Source organism: Paenibacillus sonchi (assembly GCF_016772475.1).
In the GTDB taxonomy this organism is placed as follows: Bacteria; Bacillota; Bacilli; order Paenibacillales; family Paenibacillaceae; genus Paenibacillus_AQ; species Paenibacillus_AQ sonchi.
Window position 1 is genome coordinate 4,520,164 of record NZ_CP068595.1, and the last position, 15,522, is coordinate 4,535,685.

General features: G+C 48.4%; 16 protein-coding genes and 2 pseudogenes. 12 read left to right on the forward strand and 6 right to left on the reverse strand.

The features are described from left to right. Positions 1 to 21 precede the first annotated feature (21 nt). The 4 genes from JI735_RS19940 to JI735_RS19955 all read left to right on the forward strand — a co-directional run bounded on the left by JI735_RS19940 (position 22) and on the right by JI735_RS19955 (position 4,817). On the forward strand, positions 22 to 849 hold the full coding sequence (locus tag JI735_RS19940) for an undecaprenyl-diphosphate phosphatase (protein WP_039833794.1): 828 nt from the start codon (positions 22 to 24) through the stop codon (positions 847 to 849). Between the two features lie 109 nt (positions 850 to 958). Then, positions 959 to 2,062 (forward strand): HD-GYP domain-containing protein, encoded by a 1,104-nt coding sequence (locus JI735_RS19945; RefSeq protein ID WP_020426728.1) that lies wholly within the window; start codon positions 959 to 961, stop codon positions 2,060 to 2,062. Between the two features lie 238 nt (positions 2,063 to 2,300). Then, the gene (gene yfkAB / locus JI735_RS19950; protein ID WP_039833793.1) at positions 2,301 to 3,437 is read left to right on the forward strand and encodes a radical SAM/CxCxxxxC motif protein YfkAB; all 1,137 of its coding nucleotides are present in this window, start codon (positions 2,301 to 2,303) and stop codon (positions 3,435 to 3,437) included. An 18-nt stretch (positions 3,438 to 3,455) separates the two neighbouring features. Next, positions 3,456 to 4,817: a hemolysin family protein gene (locus JI735_RS19955; RefSeq protein ID WP_039833792.1), complete on the forward strand. Its 1,362-nt coding sequence runs from the start codon at positions 3,456 to 3,458 to the stop codon at positions 4,815 to 4,817. Between the two features lie 301 nt (positions 4,818 to 5,118). Here the strand turns inward: JI735_RS19955 and JI735_RS19960 are convergent, their stop codons facing one another. Next, complete coding sequence (locus tag JI735_RS19960; protein WP_157771281.1) at positions 5,119 to 5,346, reverse strand: hypothetical protein; 228 nt, start codon at positions 5,344 to 5,346, stop codon at positions 5,119 to 5,121. Between the two features lie 105 nt (positions 5,347 to 5,451). Here JI735_RS19960 and JI735_RS19965 point away from each other — a divergent pair, with 105 nt between their 5' ends. From JI735_RS19965 to JI735_RS19990, 6 genes and pseudogenes are all read left to right on the forward strand, one after another. Next, positions 5,452 to 6,027 (forward strand): sigma-70 family RNA polymerase sigma factor, encoded by a 576-nt coding sequence (locus JI735_RS19965; protein ID WP_202676350.1) that lies wholly within the window; start codon positions 5,452 to 5,454, stop codon positions 6,025 to 6,027. Then, on the forward strand, positions 6,017 to 7,084 hold the full coding sequence (locus tag JI735_RS19970) for a hypothetical protein (RefSeq protein ID WP_202676351.1): 1,068 nt from the start codon (positions 6,017 to 6,019) through the stop codon (positions 7,082 to 7,084). The genes JI735_RS19965 and JI735_RS19970 overlap by 11 nt, the downstream gene beginning before the upstream one ends. A gap of 325 nt (positions 7,085 to 7,409) precedes the next feature. Then, positions 7,410 to 8,176, forward strand: a pseudogene (locus JI735_RS19975) (carbohydrate ABC transporter permease); the annotation flags it as partial. 268 nt (positions 8,177 to 8,444) lie between these two features. Continuing rightward, positions 8,445 to 8,660: a spore coat associated protein CotJA gene (locus tag JI735_RS19980; RefSeq protein ID WP_039835944.1), complete on the forward strand. Its 216-nt coding sequence runs from the start codon at positions 8,445 to 8,447 to the stop codon at positions 8,658 to 8,660. A gap of 3 nt (positions 8,661 to 8,663) precedes the next feature. Further along, positions 8,664 to 8,930 carry a spore coat protein CotJB gene (locus tag JI735_RS19985; RefSeq protein ID WP_039835945.1) on the forward strand — a complete coding sequence of 89 codons (267 nt, stop codon included), beginning with the start codon at positions 8,664 to 8,666 and terminating at the stop codon, positions 8,928 to 8,930. 85 nt (positions 8,931 to 9,015) lie between these two features. Then, positions 9,016 to 9,585, forward strand: coding sequence for a manganese catalase family protein (locus JI735_RS19990; protein ID WP_039835946.1), 570 nt, complete (start codon positions 9,016 to 9,018; stop codon positions 9,583 to 9,585). 563 nt (positions 9,586 to 10,148) lie between these two features. Here JI735_RS19990 and JI735_RS19995 read toward each other — a convergent pair. Then, on the reverse strand, positions 10,149 to 11,276 hold the full coding sequence (locus tag JI735_RS19995; RefSeq protein ID WP_051051865.1) for a beta propeller lectin: 1,128 nt from the start codon (positions 11,274 to 11,276) through the stop codon (positions 10,149 to 10,151). Positions 11,277 to 11,480: 204 nt separating this feature from the next. On the opposite strand from JI735_RS19995, the pseudogene JI735_RS20000 reads away from it, so the two are divergent. Beyond that, positions 11,481 to 11,768 (forward strand): annotated as a pseudogene (locus JI735_RS20000) (manganese catalase family protein); the annotation flags it as partial. Between the two features lie 309 nt (positions 11,769 to 12,077). Here JI735_RS20000 and JI735_RS20005 read toward each other — a convergent pair. The 4 genes from JI735_RS20005 to JI735_RS20020 form a co-directional block, all read right to left on the reverse strand. Beyond that, positions 12,078 to 12,509, reverse strand: a complete 432-nt coding sequence (locus JI735_RS20005; RefSeq protein ID WP_039835947.1) for a protein-tyrosine phosphatase family protein — start codon at positions 12,507 to 12,509, stop codon at positions 12,078 to 12,080. A gap of 23 nt (positions 12,510 to 12,532) precedes the next feature. Further along, positions 12,533 to 12,952, reverse strand: coding sequence for an arsenate reductase (thioredoxin) (gene arsC / locus JI735_RS20010; RefSeq protein WP_039835948.1), 420 nt, complete (start codon positions 12,950 to 12,952; stop codon positions 12,533 to 12,535). A 20-nt stretch (positions 12,953 to 12,972) separates the two neighbouring features. Next, positions 12,973 to 14,262, reverse strand: a complete 1,290-nt coding sequence (locus JI735_RS20015; protein WP_039835949.1) for an arsenical efflux pump membrane protein ArsB — start codon at positions 14,260 to 14,262, stop codon at positions 12,973 to 12,975. A gap of 117 nt (positions 14,263 to 14,379) precedes the next feature. After that, a complete protein-coding gene (locus tag JI735_RS20020; RefSeq protein ID WP_039835950.1) occupies positions 14,380 to 14,706 on the reverse strand; it encodes an ArsR/SmtB family transcription factor in 327 nt (108 codons plus the stop codon). A gap of 136 nt (positions 14,707 to 14,842) precedes the next feature. Here JI735_RS20020 and JI735_RS20025 point away from each other — a divergent pair, with 136 nt between their 5' ends. After that, complete coding sequence (locus JI735_RS20025; protein WP_039835951.1) at positions 14,843 to 15,292, forward strand: MarR family winged helix-turn-helix transcriptional regulator; 450 nt, start codon at positions 14,843 to 14,845, stop codon at positions 15,290 to 15,292. Positions 15,293 to 15,522 lie beyond the last annotated feature (230 nt).

Genomic DNA, 15,522 nt, shown 5'->3' on the forward strand with positions numbered 1-15,522 from the left:
TTTCAATATCAGGAGGATTATATGGACACGATTACAGCAATAATTCTGGCAATTGTAGAAGGAATAACTGAATTTATCCCGGTATCATCCACGGGGCACATGATTCTAACCACTAAGCTGCTGGGCTTTGACGAGCAGTCGCCGATTATGAAGACCTATGAGATTGTCATCCAGCTTGGGGCCATTCTGGCCATTGCCCTGGTGTACCGCCAGCGGATTCTGAACCTGCTGGGGATCGGACGCAGCCGCACAGGCAGAGGCGGGGTGGTGCCGGCCTCCAGGCTGAATCTGATTCATGTCATTCTTGGGATAGTACCGGCGCTGGCAGTGGCTTTTTTCGCCCGTGATTTCATTAAAGGACTCTTTGGAGCTTCCACCGTGCTCTGGGCGCTTGTCGCCGGCGGGGTGCTGATGATCGTGGCAGAATGGGTGAACAGACGGAAGATCCGGATTACCGCGCATGAGCTGGATGACTTATCGTACGGACAGGCGCTGGCTATCGGCCTCTACCAGATTATTTCCGTGCTGTGGCCGGGATTCTCCCGGTCCGGCTCGACCATCTCCGGCGGTATGCTGAGCGGGGTCAGCTACAAGGCTTCGGCGGATTTCTCGTTCCTGATTGCCATTCCGATTATGTGTGCGGCATCCGGTTATGAGCTGCTTGATTCCTATCAGTATTTCACCAAAGATACGATTATGGATTTTGCGGTCGGATTTGTCATTTCATTTATTGTCGCCTATCTGGTGGTGGTTGCGTTCATGAAGCTGATCCAGAAGATCCGGCCGACCCATTTCGCGATTTACCGCTTTATTCTGGCTGCGGTGTTCTGGTTGTTTATTATGCGTTAATCTATAGGCTCTTGACTAATCGCTCAAGGTAACGGTATATACAGAGAGTGTCAACTGGGGATTTTGGAACAATATAGCAATTTACCGTTAAAGGCAGGAGTGAACCAAGGTGCGTCTAGTATCCGTGAATCGGCTTCAGGCGGGAATGAAGCTGGGTAAAAAAATATATAATGATGAAGGGCTGGTTCTGCTCGCGGATGGAGTAGAGCTAACGGATGCGCTGATCAAGCGGCTGGCCAAGATCGACATCGGCTATATCTACATAGAAGATTCCGTCACGGAGGATGTTGAGATTACGGGCATGCTGCAGGACGAGACGCGCAATCAGGCGCTCAAGGTGGTCCGGAGCCAGTTTCAGCAGATGTCAGGCGCTTCCGGCATTACCAAGGGTTTTTATCATCTGGACAAAAAATTTTCGAAGGTGATGGATTCCATTCTGGATGATCTGGCCACACAAGAAGATCCTATGATTATGCTGCTTGATATGCACACGGCCGACAACTACCTGTATGTTCACTCCCTGAATGTCTGTCTGTATACGCTAGTGCTCGGAATTGCCCATGGTTACAGCAGGGAAGAGCTGCGGGTCATCGGCATGGGCGCACTCCTGCATGATATAGGCAAAACGCAGATTCCTGTCAAAATCATTCAGAAGCCCGGTATGCTCAGCGAAGAGGAGTTCCGTCACATGCAGGCCCATACCGAGATCGGCTACCGGATTCTCAAGGATGAGCCGAATATCCCGCTGCTCGCGGCACACTGTGCACTGCAGCATCATGAGCGCATCGATGGTTCGGGTTATCCGCGCGGGCTGAAAGGGCCGCAGATTCATGAATATGCCAAATGGCTGGGGGTTGCGGATTCCTATGATGCCATGACCTCGAACCGGATCTATAAGAAGGCCATGCTGCCGCATCAGGCAGTAGAAGCGTTGTATGTAGGTTCAGGAACGCTGTATGAGCAGAAGCATTTGGAGCTGTTCCGGGACCGTGTGGCGATCTATCCGCTGGGTCTGACCGTCAAGCTTAGCACCGGTGAGAGCGGAGTGGTGGTCAAAATTGACCCGACCATCCCGCACAGGCCGGTTGTGCGTGTGCTGCACGACCCTGACGGTGAGCCCGTGGTTCCCTTTGAGCTTGATCTGGGCAGCAAGCTTTCTGTAGTGATTGTGGATGTGACGGATGAAGACGGAGCTGTGGTAAAAACGATGTGACTTCCGGTTCGAAGCGAGGCTGGGTAACGGGCAAACGCATTATTGCGCAGCTCCGTTGCTCTCCCGCTTTTTTTTGATTTTCCTCCTCTATTGGAACTATTTTCCGCAAAAAGAGGGGCAGAGGGCTGCCAAAGTGCAGTTTTTTGCCCAGTCGTGGTATGATATAGGTTAAGTCACCGTTCTTTTTCATTTATTTTGGGTTAATAATAGGAATACGTATCGAAGGAGCACCACGAAAATGAGTATATTAGAGCCATCCTCAACACCAATAAGAGAGCTGTCGCCAAGCTATGATCCTTGGGACCCGATCACTTCATTGCGCAAGCACGGGCGTCATGTGCTGACCAGCGTCGAGATGACGGTTACCAATCTGTGCAACATGCGCTGTGAGCATTGTGCGGTCGGCGACAGCCTGACCACTAAAGAAGGAGACATGCTGCCGCTTAAAACTATGCTGGACCGCCTGGAAGAGGTTGAACATCTGCAGACCATCAGCATTACGGGCGGCGAGCCGATGTTCCGGGCCGGTACGGTCGAAAAAACAATTGTGCCGCTGCTCAAATATGCCCGTGAGCGGGGCATCCGGTCGCAGATTAATTCCAACCTGACCATGCCTTATTCCCGGTATGAGCAGCTGCTGCCCTATTTGGATGTCATGCATATCTCCTTCAACTACGTAAATGGAGATGACTTTCATGAGGTCGGCTTTGCGAACAGCGGCCACCCGGTGTCAAAGGAAGCGGCTTACCGGCTGTATGACACGATGCTGGAAAATTCCCGCCGCTTAAGCAGTGACGGGATGCTGATTTCTGCGGAATCGATGATCAATTACCGGACGCATAAAAAGCTGCCGGCCATCCATAAGCTAATCGGGGACATGGGGGCCCGGCGGCATGAGGTGCATCCGATGTATGCTTCCAGCTTTGCTTCCAAGCTCCCTGTACTGTCCCTGAAGGAAATGGGAGCAGCGATCCATGACCTGCTGGACCACCGTGATCCAGACATGTGGATGCTGTTCGGTACGCTTCCTTTCTTTTCCTGCAGCTTTCTGGAAGAAGACCAGAAGCTTCTCCGCAGATTGCGGGAGGAAAGAAATGTAACCCTGCGCAACGATCCGGACGGCAGAAACCGTGTGAATGTCAATATGTTCACAGGAGACGTGTTTGTGACGGATTTTGCCGATATATCCGCCTTTGGCAACATTGGCAGCGGCAAGCTGGATGATATTTTTACCGAGTGGCAGCTGAAGCATCCGCTCAATCAGAAGGTGAATTGCCACTGTGATGAAGCCGGCTGCTGTGGTCCCAATCTTCTCGTAGCCGATATGTATTATCCGAAGGTTGATTTCAAAACAAGAAAAGCGATCACTCTGTAGAAATGGGGCGTTGTTATAGTGCATACGGAATTTGAAGTGGGGAGATTGCTGCTCAATCTTTTACTGGTTCTGGTGCTCGTATTGTTGAACGGCATCTTTGTGGCAGCGGAGTTCTCGCTCGTAAAGGTGAGGCAGTCGCGTCTGACGCAGCTCGTCAGCGAAGGAAACAAGATGGCCGGATATGCGCTGAAGGTCAACAAGAAGCTGGATGCCTATCTGTCGGCGACCCAGTTCGGGATTACGCTTGCCTCGCTGGGGCTGGGCTGGGTCGGGGAACCGGCCATTTCCGAACTGCTGGTGGAGCCGCTGATGGTCCAGATTGGGGTTACCGATCATACGCTGATCTCCACGGTATCCGTAGTTGTAGGTTTTTCGATCATTACCTTTTTACATATTGTGCTGGGTGAGCTTGCGCCGAAATCCCTGGCTATCCAAAAAACGGAAGGCTCCGCGCTGCTGCTGTCGGCGCCGCTGATGTTCTTTTATAATGTGTTTCTGCCGTTTATCTGGGTGCTGAACGCATCGGCCAATGCGCTCCTGAGGCTGGTGGGAGTAGAGCCGGCCAGTGAAGCCGAAGCCGCCCACTCGGAAGAAGAAATCCGCATTCTCATGAACCAAAGTGCCAAGAGCGGTGTCATTGACAAGGATGAGATGAAGCTGATGGACAACATCTTTGAATTCTCTGATCTGCTGGCCCGCGAGGTCATGCTTCCGCGTACAGATATGGATGTGTTATACAGCAATCTTTCTCTGGAAGAAAATATGCGGATTATTACGGAGACGAAGCATTCCCGTTATCCGGTGGCTTTTGAGGACAAGGACCGGATTATCGGCTTCATTCATATCACCGATCTGCTGTTTGCGCCGCTGGAGCAGCAGAACGATCTGGCATCGCTGGTCCGGCCTATCCTCAATGTGCCGGAATCCATAGAGATCAGCCATGCGCTGCGGCTGATGCAGAAGAACAAGGCCCAGCTTACACTCGTTGTAGATGAATATGGCGGGACTGCGGGGCTGCTCACTGCCGAGGAGATCCTTGAGGAAATCGTAGGGGACCTGCATGACGAATTCGAGGATGAACGTCCAAGCGTGGAACGCAACGGCGATTATATCTCCGTCGAAGGCCGCATGCTGATTGAAGATGTGAACGACCTTACCGGCGTAGTGATTGAGGACGACGAGGTCGACTCCATCGGAGGCTGGCTCTTCAAGGAGCTGGAGGGCAATCCGTCCAAAGGCAAGCGGGTAGTCGTCGGTGATGTTACCTTCGAGGTGGAGGAAGCCACGCGTCTGCGGATCACCCGAATCAACATCCACCGTGAAACGCCCCTGGTATCCGAAGAGGATGAAGCCGGTGAAGATGAGGACGGCGCGAAGTAGGCGAACGTCCCGGCTGCTTTAATGTACCTGTGTGCATAAGCATTCTGATTGTACGCGTTCTGCATTTGATTTTGTTTTGATATGGTATGCCAAAGGCTGTCCAAGTCACACGATGATTTGGACAGCCTTTTTGTGCAAGTATTTAGTTGTGCAGGTAATTAGTCAATACCAAACCATGTGCATATTTTCGAAGCTTCAGAGGATAGAAGGGGTGCGGGAGGAAGGGACTCTGCCTGCGGAATGAAGCGGACAGAGAAGCCCTTATTTTGCCAAAAACCTTACTTTTTCAGAAGTTACGGACTCAGGAGTCGTTATATCGTTCGATGGAGCCTCGAATAAAGGGAAAACGCCCAAATAAAAGCACCTCAGTCTGTTTGGCCTGTGGAATGGGCGAATCCGCCCAAATAACGGCTTTCCTGTCCACAACAGCCGCAAATATGCCGTGAAGGGAGCACAGCTTGTCCGCAGAGGTACTCACAACGCGCGAAGCCAGCTTCCAGAAATCCTTATTCCAAGAGCGCCTGCTCACCTTCCCGCAATCCATAGGCCCCCAACCGAAAATAAAAAAAACGAACCTTTTTTCCATCGAGCGACAATATAGGGTGTAAGCTGCTTACTCAGGAGGGCCCTCTGAATGCAAAGTGAATCTATGTACCACGTGCTCACAAAAATGATCGAAGGAGATCAGCAGGCGTTTCATGCGTTGTATGATGCCACCTATAAGGATATATACCGGACCGTCTCTTTTCTGGTGGATCATCCGCAGGATCGCGAAGATATTATGAATGAGATCTATATGCAAATGTGGACCTCGCTTCCCAACTACGATCCGAATCGTCCTTTCCACTTCTGGCTGCACGGCTTGGTCATCCGACAAGTGCAAAGGTTCCGGGTGAAAAGCTGGAGGAGATTCCGAATTTTCGAACGTATCCGTGTCTTTTCCCGGCAAGAGCATCATTGGGATCAGCCCACGTTGAGGACGGATGGGACAGACCCCGAGATATCGAGGGCCATGCACAAGCTGACCGATAAACAGCGAACGGTGATCATCCTCCGCTTTTATCACGACTATAAGCTGGAGGAGATTGCGACATTACTCAATATTCCGCTGGGTACAGTCAAGTCCAGATATCATGCCGGCCTGCAGCTGCTTCGAAAACAATTGGGAAATCTCCCGTTGGAAAGGAAGGAAGAGAACAATGCCTATTGAAGGTCAAATCAGCGAATACCTGCACCAAAAGGCAGAGACGATGGAATGTCCCCCGGCTGTTTCCAAACGAATCGAACAATCTTATTCTCAATACGTACAACAGAAAAGGAGCAAAAAAACAATGAAAAAACGATTGATCGGCAGCATCGTTGCTGCAGTAATTATGATTCCAACCGCAGCCCTCGCGGCCCCTCCCCTGATTGAAATGATTACGAGAACACCGATGACAGCCAAACAAGTCAAGATGGATGCGGTTGGCCAAGCAGCGCTTGAAAAGTTGTATCACTCTTATCCGGAAACCAAGTCGTTTGAAATCATCGACGCCAGCCGGCTTGGAGGAGACCCCGCGAATGCAAGTCAGGGGAAAGCCATTCAAACAAGCATCGTGCTGCAGGAAAAGGGAGCTCACGGCAAAAAGATCCGGCTTGATTTGGACGCCACGGGTAAAATCGAACATGTGAACCAAGAGAATTGGGAGCCTCAGGAGAAACCGGTCATCTCCTTAACCGATCAAGAAATCAAATCGAAAGTAGATGATCTCATTAACAAACTGTACGGTAGCTCCAGTAAGTACGAATTTAGCATGGAGCCGATGCAGAGACCGGACCAAAAAACACTTATATTGAACTACACTGAAAAGGGATCAACCACGCCGTTTTATCAGGCGTCCGTTCAAGGGAATACGATCAGCGTTTCTCTGATCGGAGGCGGCCCGGCTCCATCCGTGGAAGGCTTTTTCACGACAAACGGCAAGCCTGACTATTATGCGGATAACTTTTTAAACGATGAAAAGCTCTTTGCTTTACTTGACATGAGTCCAGAAGACTTGAAACAAGAATTGGCGAAGGGGGCATCTGTCGTCGAGATCGCTGCATCTAAAAAGATTTCCAAACAACAAGTCGTGGACATAATCGCAACTACGCAGGCAAAAAAACAAATCCAAGACGATCCGAATGGTGGAGCTGCTGTTGACGATCATACGCTGGAACAATTGAAACAGGCTGTTGAACCCAAAGTATTGCAAATGATTGAACACAAAACGGAAACACCTTGGTAGGGAGAGACAGGCGCCAGAAATGGCGCCTGTATTTTATTTTTTAGATGTTCTTACATTACGCATTCGAAATGCAATTGATGTATGGGTGCTGGGGCAAATTAATGCTGGAATGAAATCCAAACCGGCTGCACCGTCCTTCACTGGACAGAGAGCATCCGGTTCGTTCTTATGCCGACAGACTTCAAAGAGGATTTAACGTTATGTTTCATGACGTCAGATTCATGAGAAAAGAAATGTATCCCTTTTCATTTAGGAATCAAAGTAATATTACCGTACATGATAAAGTTGATACGCCTATCTCGCCGAAGTTCTTCCCTCTTATATACGTCTGATGAGGGATCATGAATTCTGGAATTCAGTGCTCAATACCGGGATTTACGCGGCGGGAAAATTGGTAGTTACGATTCCGCTGTCGCTGATCTTCGCATTCATTCTGAACCGGAAAATCAGGGGGCGCACGCTGCTCCGGGGCATTTATTATCTGCCTACAGTGTTCAGCGCATCAGTGATGTCCATCGTATTCTTCATTATTTTTAATTCCTATAACGGGGTGCTGAACCAGTTCCTGCTGAAATATCATCTGGTGAGTGAGCCGGTAAGCTGGCTGGGACCTAAATATGCAATGCTGACGACCATTATGATTGCTATCTGGGGAGCTGTCGGCAAACTATATGCTGCTCTTCCTGGCTGGACTGCAGGGCATACCGGAGGATCTGTACGAAGCTGCGTCCATAGACGGAGCAAGTGAAACCTGTAAGCTGTGGAGCATCACCATTCCGCTGCTGGGTCCGGTCATGCAGATGATCATCATGCTGGCAATTACGATTTCACTCAAGGGCTACGAGAGCATTATGGTATTGACCCAAGGCGGACCGTACAGCAAGACCGAAGTTATGTATCTGTATCCTGTTCAAGCTGCTGTTCCCGATTTCACCGGAAGTGCAGACCCAGCAGCAGCTCGGCTACGGAAGTGCGGTCGGTTTTGCGACGGCGGTTATTGTGGGTGTGGTCACGATGATTTATTTCTACTTTTCCAAAAAAATGAGCAACATATATTATGCTGCGGGAACCGCAGGCTGGATATACGGATAGATGGTGAACAGGTTAGCTGGAATAGGAAAGAACTGTAGAGCGCGTGGCAAAATAAAGTAGAGCGTAGTGGGCAGAGTACCCCAAGGGCCGGTTTAGCGGTTCTTGGGGCGTTTTTTTGTGTTCAGGAAATTTATGATTTTTTCTGATATGGGTGACTGGGGGAGATGAGATTCCTTGGTCTACTGACCAGGCGGGGAACATAGAATGATTACAAAATACTGTGTTTACTCCGTTAAAAGGCTGCAAGTAAACCAGAGGAGGAAAAAGCATGAATTCCCAGGAACGTGTATGGATACCGTACAGGGGCCCGTTCGATCCATGCCCGCCGGTGCCGTTCAAGACGTATGTTGTCCCGCCGAACCAATTTATCAATTTTCAGCCGCCTAATTGGCCGCAGTTTTCGCTGCCCGAGGCTTTGAGGGCAGGTACGCTGTGGCCTGCGCTTTTCAGCCCTTATGAATCCAAGAGTAAAGGAGGCAAGTAGTCCATGGAAGCAAATCCTTGCGAGCCCCGTTACTATGAGATGCTGGAACAGCTCCAGGTTCTGGATTTTGCGCTGGTGGAACTGAATTTGTATCTGAATACTCATCTTGAGGACCTTAAAGCTATAGAGCAGTTCAACCAGCTGACCCAGGAACGTACCCGGCTGGCAAATCAGTTCCAGGAGCTGTACGGTCCGCTGCAGAACTTCGGCCGCGCCTATTCGAAATGTCCATGGGAATGGAACCAGACTCCTTGGCCTTGGCAGGTCTAGCGGGCATGTATGCAAATGAAGTTTTAGACGAAGCTGATTCACGGATGCTTACACTTACAAAACCTTTAGGAGGGATCATTCCCGAATGTGGATATATGAGAAAAAACTGCAGTATCCGGTGCGTGTCAGCAAATGCGATGTGCGGATGGCGCGTTATCTGACAGAGCAGTACGGAGGAGCGGACGGGGAGCTGGCAGCCGCGCTGCGGTATATGAATCAGCGGTATGCCATTCCGGATAAAGTCATAGGCGTGCTGACGGATATTTCAACTGAAGAATTCGCTCATTTGGAAATGATTGCTACAATGATATATAAATTAACAAAAGATGCATCAATTAGTGAACTTGAAGCCGCCGGACTCGGCCCGAACTATGCGCAGCGCGACCATGCGCTGTTCTACCAGAATTCGGCAGGTGTACCCTGGACAGCAACGTATATCCAGGCCAAGGGTGATCCGCTGGCTGACCTCTATGAGGACATCGCCGCCGAAGAAAAGGCCCGGGCTACATACCAGTGGCTGATCGACATGACCGATGACGTAGACCTGCAGGACAGCCTGAAGTTTCTGCGGGAGCGGGAGATTGTGCATGCGCTAAGATTTAAGGAGTCGGTGCAGATTATTATTGAGGATAGGGATCAGAAAAAAGTGTTTTGACAAGATGTAGAGACGGAAGTAAATAGATAGATAGTTGTTAAAAAGGGCCGCTGGGTTGTACATCCGCGGCTCTTCTTCCCCACGAGTTACATACAATCTGGCTCTGGCTAGTTCAACAGGGCTTTATTTGACCGTCCATCAATCCGTACAGGGGCATTACCAGCGTAGCTGTCACCAGGGGCAAAGTAGATAGGGATATATTACAGTCCTGTTTTCTCTCATGTGTCTCCGGCATAGTTTCATAGGGTCCTTTATGATTGGCTATCGCGTAGAATCCCGCTGGTTTGATACGGATTCCTACGTTCCCCCTCGAAATATTGACTTTATTCCCGATGTAGGCAGGAAAATATTGACCCTCTATAAATCAAAACGACAGCAGGCGCTTGCTTACCGACTGCTGTCGTTTTGGTTTTAAACTATTGTTTTCCGTTAGCGTAAATACATCAATCGGTTGTTTTCGAAATAGACCCCATCCAGTTTTCGAATGACAATTTGAAGTTCCTTACCAACCTGAATAAGCCCCTGAAAAGGATCGTTCGAATCCGGAAGAACGCTACTTCGCGTTAATTTGGCAGAGCGAAACTTTCCCATTTATTCGGCCCCGTCCAAAATACCCAGCGCTCACGTCCGTTCACGAATACATCGAGCTGTGTATTTGTTTGAAAGATCCAAGCCAGGGGTGCTCCCGGCGGCGCAATATCCGGTGGACTAATACCAACAGGACCTTGCCACGTACCGACGCCGACCACCCAAGAAACATGAAGCGCGCCGTTATTACCTATAAAGAGCGCGTCCAACTGATTGCTGGTCTGTGGTGCCGAGATAACGTTCCCGCCTGGTGGTGCAATATTCGGCGGACTAATACCGACGGGCCCTTGCCACGTACCGCCGCCGACCACCCAGGCAACATTGAGTGCGCCATTCTTCCCTATAAAAAAGACATTCAATTGATCTCTTGTCTGTTTTGCGGTGCTGACACCAGCCCCTGGCGGCGCAATATCCGGTGGACTAATACCGACAGGACCTTGCCACGTACCGAAGCCGACCACCCAAGAAACATGGAGCGCACCGTTATTTCCAAAATACACCACATCTAACTGGTTGGACCCCTGACCGCCAGTAGCGAGTTTTGCTCCCGGTGGCGCAGTATTCCGTGGACTAATACCGACGGGTCCCTTCCAATCTTGGGCGCTTATGCCGGACGTGCTTGCCCATGCAACATTGAGTACACCATTGTTGTCAAAAAAGAAGACGTCCAACTGTCCGGAAGTCTGATAACCTATTGCCACGCTTCCGCCCGGCGGTGCGATATTCGGAGGGCTTACACGGACCGGTTCGTTCCATGTACCGAGACCGATCACCGAGGCGACATAGAGAGCACCATCCGTTCCGATGAAAAAGACATTAACTTGAGACGTATAGTATACAGCATCCGTTCCGCCCTCCGCGCCTGGATATACCGCCAATGGAATGCCGCCTCGCCATCCAACCGCAACCCTCGCGCCTGGCGGTGCGATATTCGGCCTGCTAATGCCTACTGGTCGATTCCAAGTACCCGTGCCAAACACCCAAGCAACATATAGAGCGCCATCATCCCCAATAAAAAACGTGTCGATTTGAAGACCACCAGAATGAACACCCTGATAAGAGGCTGCGATGCCCGCTCCTGATGGTGCCACCACTCTTGCCATCCCTATACCTCCTAATAAATTTTCTAACTTATAATTATTATCTTTTTCTCTTATGTATTACCAATATTCTCTAAATGTTCAAGCCTTGTTATATTAAACTCCTCCGCTTGCTATTTGTCTAATGTTGGCTTAGGTTGACGCGCTTGATCCTTGAACATTTCGCTGGTCATTTCGAATCCAAGCGGAATGAAAGAAGCCGACTGTCACTATGCGCAGCGCGACCATGCGCTATTCTACCAGAATTCGGCAGGTGTACCCTGGACAGCAACGTATATCCAGGCCAAGGGTGATCCGCTGGCTGACCTCTATGAGGACATCGCCGCCGAAGAAAAGGCCCGGGCTACATACCAGTGGCTGATCGATATGACCGATGATGTGGATTTGCAGGACAGCCTCAAGTTCCTGCGGGAGCGGGAGATTGTGCATGCGTTAAGATTTAAGGAGTCGGTGCAGATTATTATTGATGAGCGGGAGCAGAAGCGGGTGTTCTGACAATGAGGTGTACACAAATTAAATAGATAGTTAGATAAGAAGAGCCAAAGGAGCAGCATCTGCGGCTCTTCTTACATTTCCCGCGACTATTGGCAGTCTAACACTTACTTCAATTGGATTCATGCAACGCGGGCCGTACTTTTCCTCAGGCTTGCTTTACTTCCAACTGCAGTGGACACACTCGCCCTTGACTAAACACTTGCCAGCTCCTGTTCGGGACTTTCACCCTGGAGATGACGCCCAACTGGGCGTACTAAACAAAAAGACTATCTCCAATAGGAAATAGCCTTTTTGTTAGTACGTTCCAGTTTATTTGGATGGATAAAAGCCCTTCAGCACATCACGCATATCCTGCTTGATGTTGATATCTGGACGTTTTTCTTTAGCCAGGGCTTCAGCCTCATCTACAGTTGCAGCAAGGCCTAATTCAAGCAGTACACCCGTCGCGACCGTTCCTGTTCGATTCCGTCCTCCAGCGCAATGGAAATAAACCGTCTTTCCGCTATTTACTGCTGCTGTTACTGCCCGGATTGCTGCTTGAACCGAACTTTCTTGGCCGCTTTCATCTTCTACAATCGGAAAGTGATGACGGGTTACCTTGGCAGGAAAGCCCTCAGCTTTGGTACCAGTATCTCTTAAGTCAAACACATCTGAGATTTCCTGCTCTTGAAGGGCTTCAAGTAGTGCATTCTCACCGCCAATGTACACTTTACCTTCGATCAGTTCATGATAATTTGCCATTATATGCTCCCCGCTGTTATTCTTTATTTTCCTGTTTCAGCGAACTGTTTGATGCGCTCGCCCACTTGATCACGAACCCGCTGGAAGACAGCCCATTTTTCCTCATCCGTTCCTAGGGTTTTCGCCGGATCATCGAATCCCCAATGTTCCCGTTTCACTTTAGGCGGGGTAATTGGGCATTTATCTGCTGCATCTCCACACAATGTAATGACAAGATCAGAATTATTCAGAAGCTGCGGATCAATAATATCTGATGTTTGGGCTGAGATATCAATGCCTACTTCGCTCATCGCTTGAACGGCTTTCGGATTCAGACCGTGAGCCTCTATACCGGCACTGTAAACATTCCATTCATCCCTTAAGTACTTTTTGGCCCAGCCTTCGGCCATCTGGCTCCGACAGGAGTTTCCTGTACACAAAAAATAAATAGTTTTCTTATCCATGAGTCTAATCTCCTTTGAGTTTAAAATAGAGTCAATGTTACATAGAGGCCCAGCAGCGTGATAAACAATGTTGGGATCGTAAGAATAATGCCTGTCTTGAAATACGTTCCCCAAGATATTTTCACGCCTTTGGTAGACAACACATGCAGCCATAGCAAGGTGGCCAGTGAACCAATGGGTGTGATTTTCGGTCCCAGATCAGAGCCGATGACATTTGCATAAATCAAGGCTTCCTTAATCAGGGCCGAGGTATGCGTAGCATCAATGGCCAGCGCATCAATCATAACAGTAGGCATGTTATTCATTACAGACGAGAGAACTGCGGCAATAAAGCCCATTCCCATCGTAGCTGCAAACAGTCCCTGATCCGCAAAGGTCTGAATGATATCAGCCAACACATCCGTAAGGCCCGCATTCCGCAGCCCGTAAACGACGACATACATACCAATGGAAAAGAAAACAATTGCCCAAGGGGCCCCTTTGACCACTTCCATTGTCGGTACTGCGGGACTTCTTCTTGCCATGAGTAGGAAAAAGATCGCGATGATCCCTGCCACCAAAGAAACCGGAATGTTCAGGAATTCACTGACGAAGTATCCCACCAGCAAAACCGCAAGCACCACCCACGACAACTTAAACATCTGCATGTCTTTAATAGCCTCTTCAGGTTTTATCAGCTGTGAGTTGTCAAAGTTCCGCGGAATGCTTTTCCGGAAGAAGAGATAGAGTACAAAAATACTTGCACCCAATGAAAATAAGGTAGGTATTAACATCCGCCCGGCATATTCCATAAAGGTGAGTCCAAAAAAGTCAGCCGATACGATGTTTACTAAGTTGCTGACAACCAGTGGTAAAGAAGTAGTATCTGCTATGAAGCCACTGGCAATGATGAAAGGAAATACTTTTTTTTCGTCAAAATGGAGTGCGCGAACCATCGCCAGCACAATTGGAGTTAAAATAAGCGCCGCACCATCATTGGCGAAGAACGCGGCTACTATTGCTCCCAGAATGGTGACATAAATGAACATTCGCGTGCCGTTTCCGCGGGCAACTCTAGCCATATGGAGCGCAGCCCATTCAAAGAAGCCGATTTTATCAAGAATCAGGGAGATTAAAATAATGGCCACAAATGCCAACGTAGCATTCCAGACAATCTGAGTAACGTTAAGAACATCGTTAAAGTTGACTACTCCTACAAGCAAGGAAAGTACCGCTCCGCCGCAGGCAGACCATCCAATGGACAAATTTTTAGGCTGCCAAATGACAAAAATCAATGTGACTATAAATATAAGGCTTGCCAGAGCTACCAAGTTACTTCCCCCAATTTATGTCTAAATTCCACGCATCTCAACACCCCTCCAAAGAGTTAAGTTTAATCTCGAACATTATTATATAATTATACACTTATACATTTAACGACAAAGATGTTATTCGCAGCAAACGGCATTAGACGGCTTATTCAAATTAGATAAAACTGTATGAGCATCCGGTGTAAGATTAAGAATGGCCTTAACATGGGGCTTATCTTCAATATTTAAAGAATAGTAAACCCACTGTCCCTTTTTCTGTTCCTTTACCAATCCACTGCTTTTTAGTTTGCGTAGATGCTGACTAACGGCTGGCTGTGAGATGTCAAAAAGATCCACAAATTCACAAACACACCACTCTCGCTCTTTTAAAAGTGTTAAAATCGTGAGACGTGTTTTATCTCCAAGGAGTTTTAAATCTTCTGCAAGATCATTTAGTAAATCCATTTAAAAATCTCCTCTCCCCGTATATATAAGACGATACTTATATTCTAAGACCTTTATGATCAATTAACAACTAAGCAAAATTAATGATTGCAATTTGCAAATAATTACGCTATAACTTTATCAAGAGGTGAAAACAATGGAAACTCCACGAGAACTATTCCAAATCATGACCCGGCGTTTAGGATTGCTCAATAAAGACTGTTGCAGCGTAGGGGGATGTAATCTTTCCGCGACCCAAAGCCACCTGCTATATGAGATAGATCGGAGCCATAATCCTTCCATGCAACAGGTCGCTGAAACACTTGGCACTGATATTACTACCTTCAGCAGGCAAGTCCAGTCTTTGATGAAAATGAACTTGGTTAACAAGACACCTGATCCTACGGATCGAAGAATCTATAACCTGTCACTTACTCCTGAAGGAAAAATGGTGGCTACAACCATTGACCATCAAATGAATGCATACCTGAATGAAGCTTTCTCACACATGAGTGAGTTTGAAGTAGAAACCTTACTACGATCCATTAAGCTTTTCAACGAATCTATGGGGAAATCCAGTAATTGCTGTGCACCTGTAAAAGGGTGATTTCTCTTCGTTAATATTTGCAATTTGCAAATTATTTTGATGCATATATTTAATGACTAGGAGGGTTTAATGATGCTCAGAGATCTATACGTAACCGAAGTTTTACACAAACACCGGCAGGAGCAATTACATCAAGTTACACTCCACGCCTGGAAATACCTTAAGAAAAAAGACAATTTGGAGTGGTCCTCTTCCCCTTCGTTTTTTAGTCCGAAACAATCTGTTTGCTG

Excerpts from the sequence above, each read along its gene's own strand:
- JI735_RS19980 (WP_039835944.1), top strand. The coding sequence starts at position 8,445 with ATGAATTCCCAGGAACGTGTATGGATACCGTACAGGGGCCCGTTCGAT.
- JI735_RS19965 (WP_202676350.1), top strand. The coding sequence starts at position 5,452 with ATGCAAAGTGAATCTATGTACCACGTGCTCACAAAAATGATCGAAGGA.
- JI735_RS20005 (WP_039835947.1), bottom strand. The coding sequence starts at position 12,509 with ATGGCAAATTATCATGAACTGATCGAAGGTAAAGTGTACATTGGCGGT.
- JI735_RS19985 (WP_039835945.1), top strand. The coding sequence starts at position 8,664 with ATGGAAGCAAATCCTTGCGAGCCCCGTTACTATGAGATGCTGGAACAG.
- JI735_RS19990 (WP_039835946.1), top strand. The coding sequence starts at position 9,016 with ATGTGGATATATGAGAAAAAACTGCAGTATCCGGTGCGTGTCAGCAAA.
- arsC (WP_039835948.1), bottom strand. The coding sequence starts at position 12,952 with ATGGATAAGAAAACTATTTATTTTTTGTGTACAGGAAACTCCTGTCGG.
- yfkAB (WP_039833793.1), top strand. The coding sequence starts at position 2,301 with ATGAGTATATTAGAGCCATCCTCAACACCAATAAGAGAGCTGTCGCCA.
- JI735_RS19970 (WP_202676351.1), top strand. The coding sequence starts at position 6,017 with ATGCCTATTGAAGGTCAAATCAGCGAATACCTGCACCAAAAGGCAGAG.
- JI735_RS20025 (WP_039835951.1), top strand. The coding sequence starts at position 14,843 with ATGGAAACTCCACGAGAACTATTCCAAATCATGACCCGGCGTTTAGGA.
- JI735_RS20020 (WP_039835950.1), bottom strand. The coding sequence starts at position 14,706 with ATGGATTTACTAAATGATCTTGCAGAAGATTTAAAACTCCTTGGAGAT.
- JI735_RS19995 (WP_051051865.1), bottom strand. The coding sequence starts at position 11,276 with ATGGCAAGAGTGGTGGCACCATCAGGAGCGGGCATCGCAGCCTCTTAT.
- JI735_RS19940 (WP_039833794.1), top strand. The coding sequence starts at position 22 with ATGGACACGATTACAGCAATAATTCTGGCAATTGTAGAAGGAATAACT.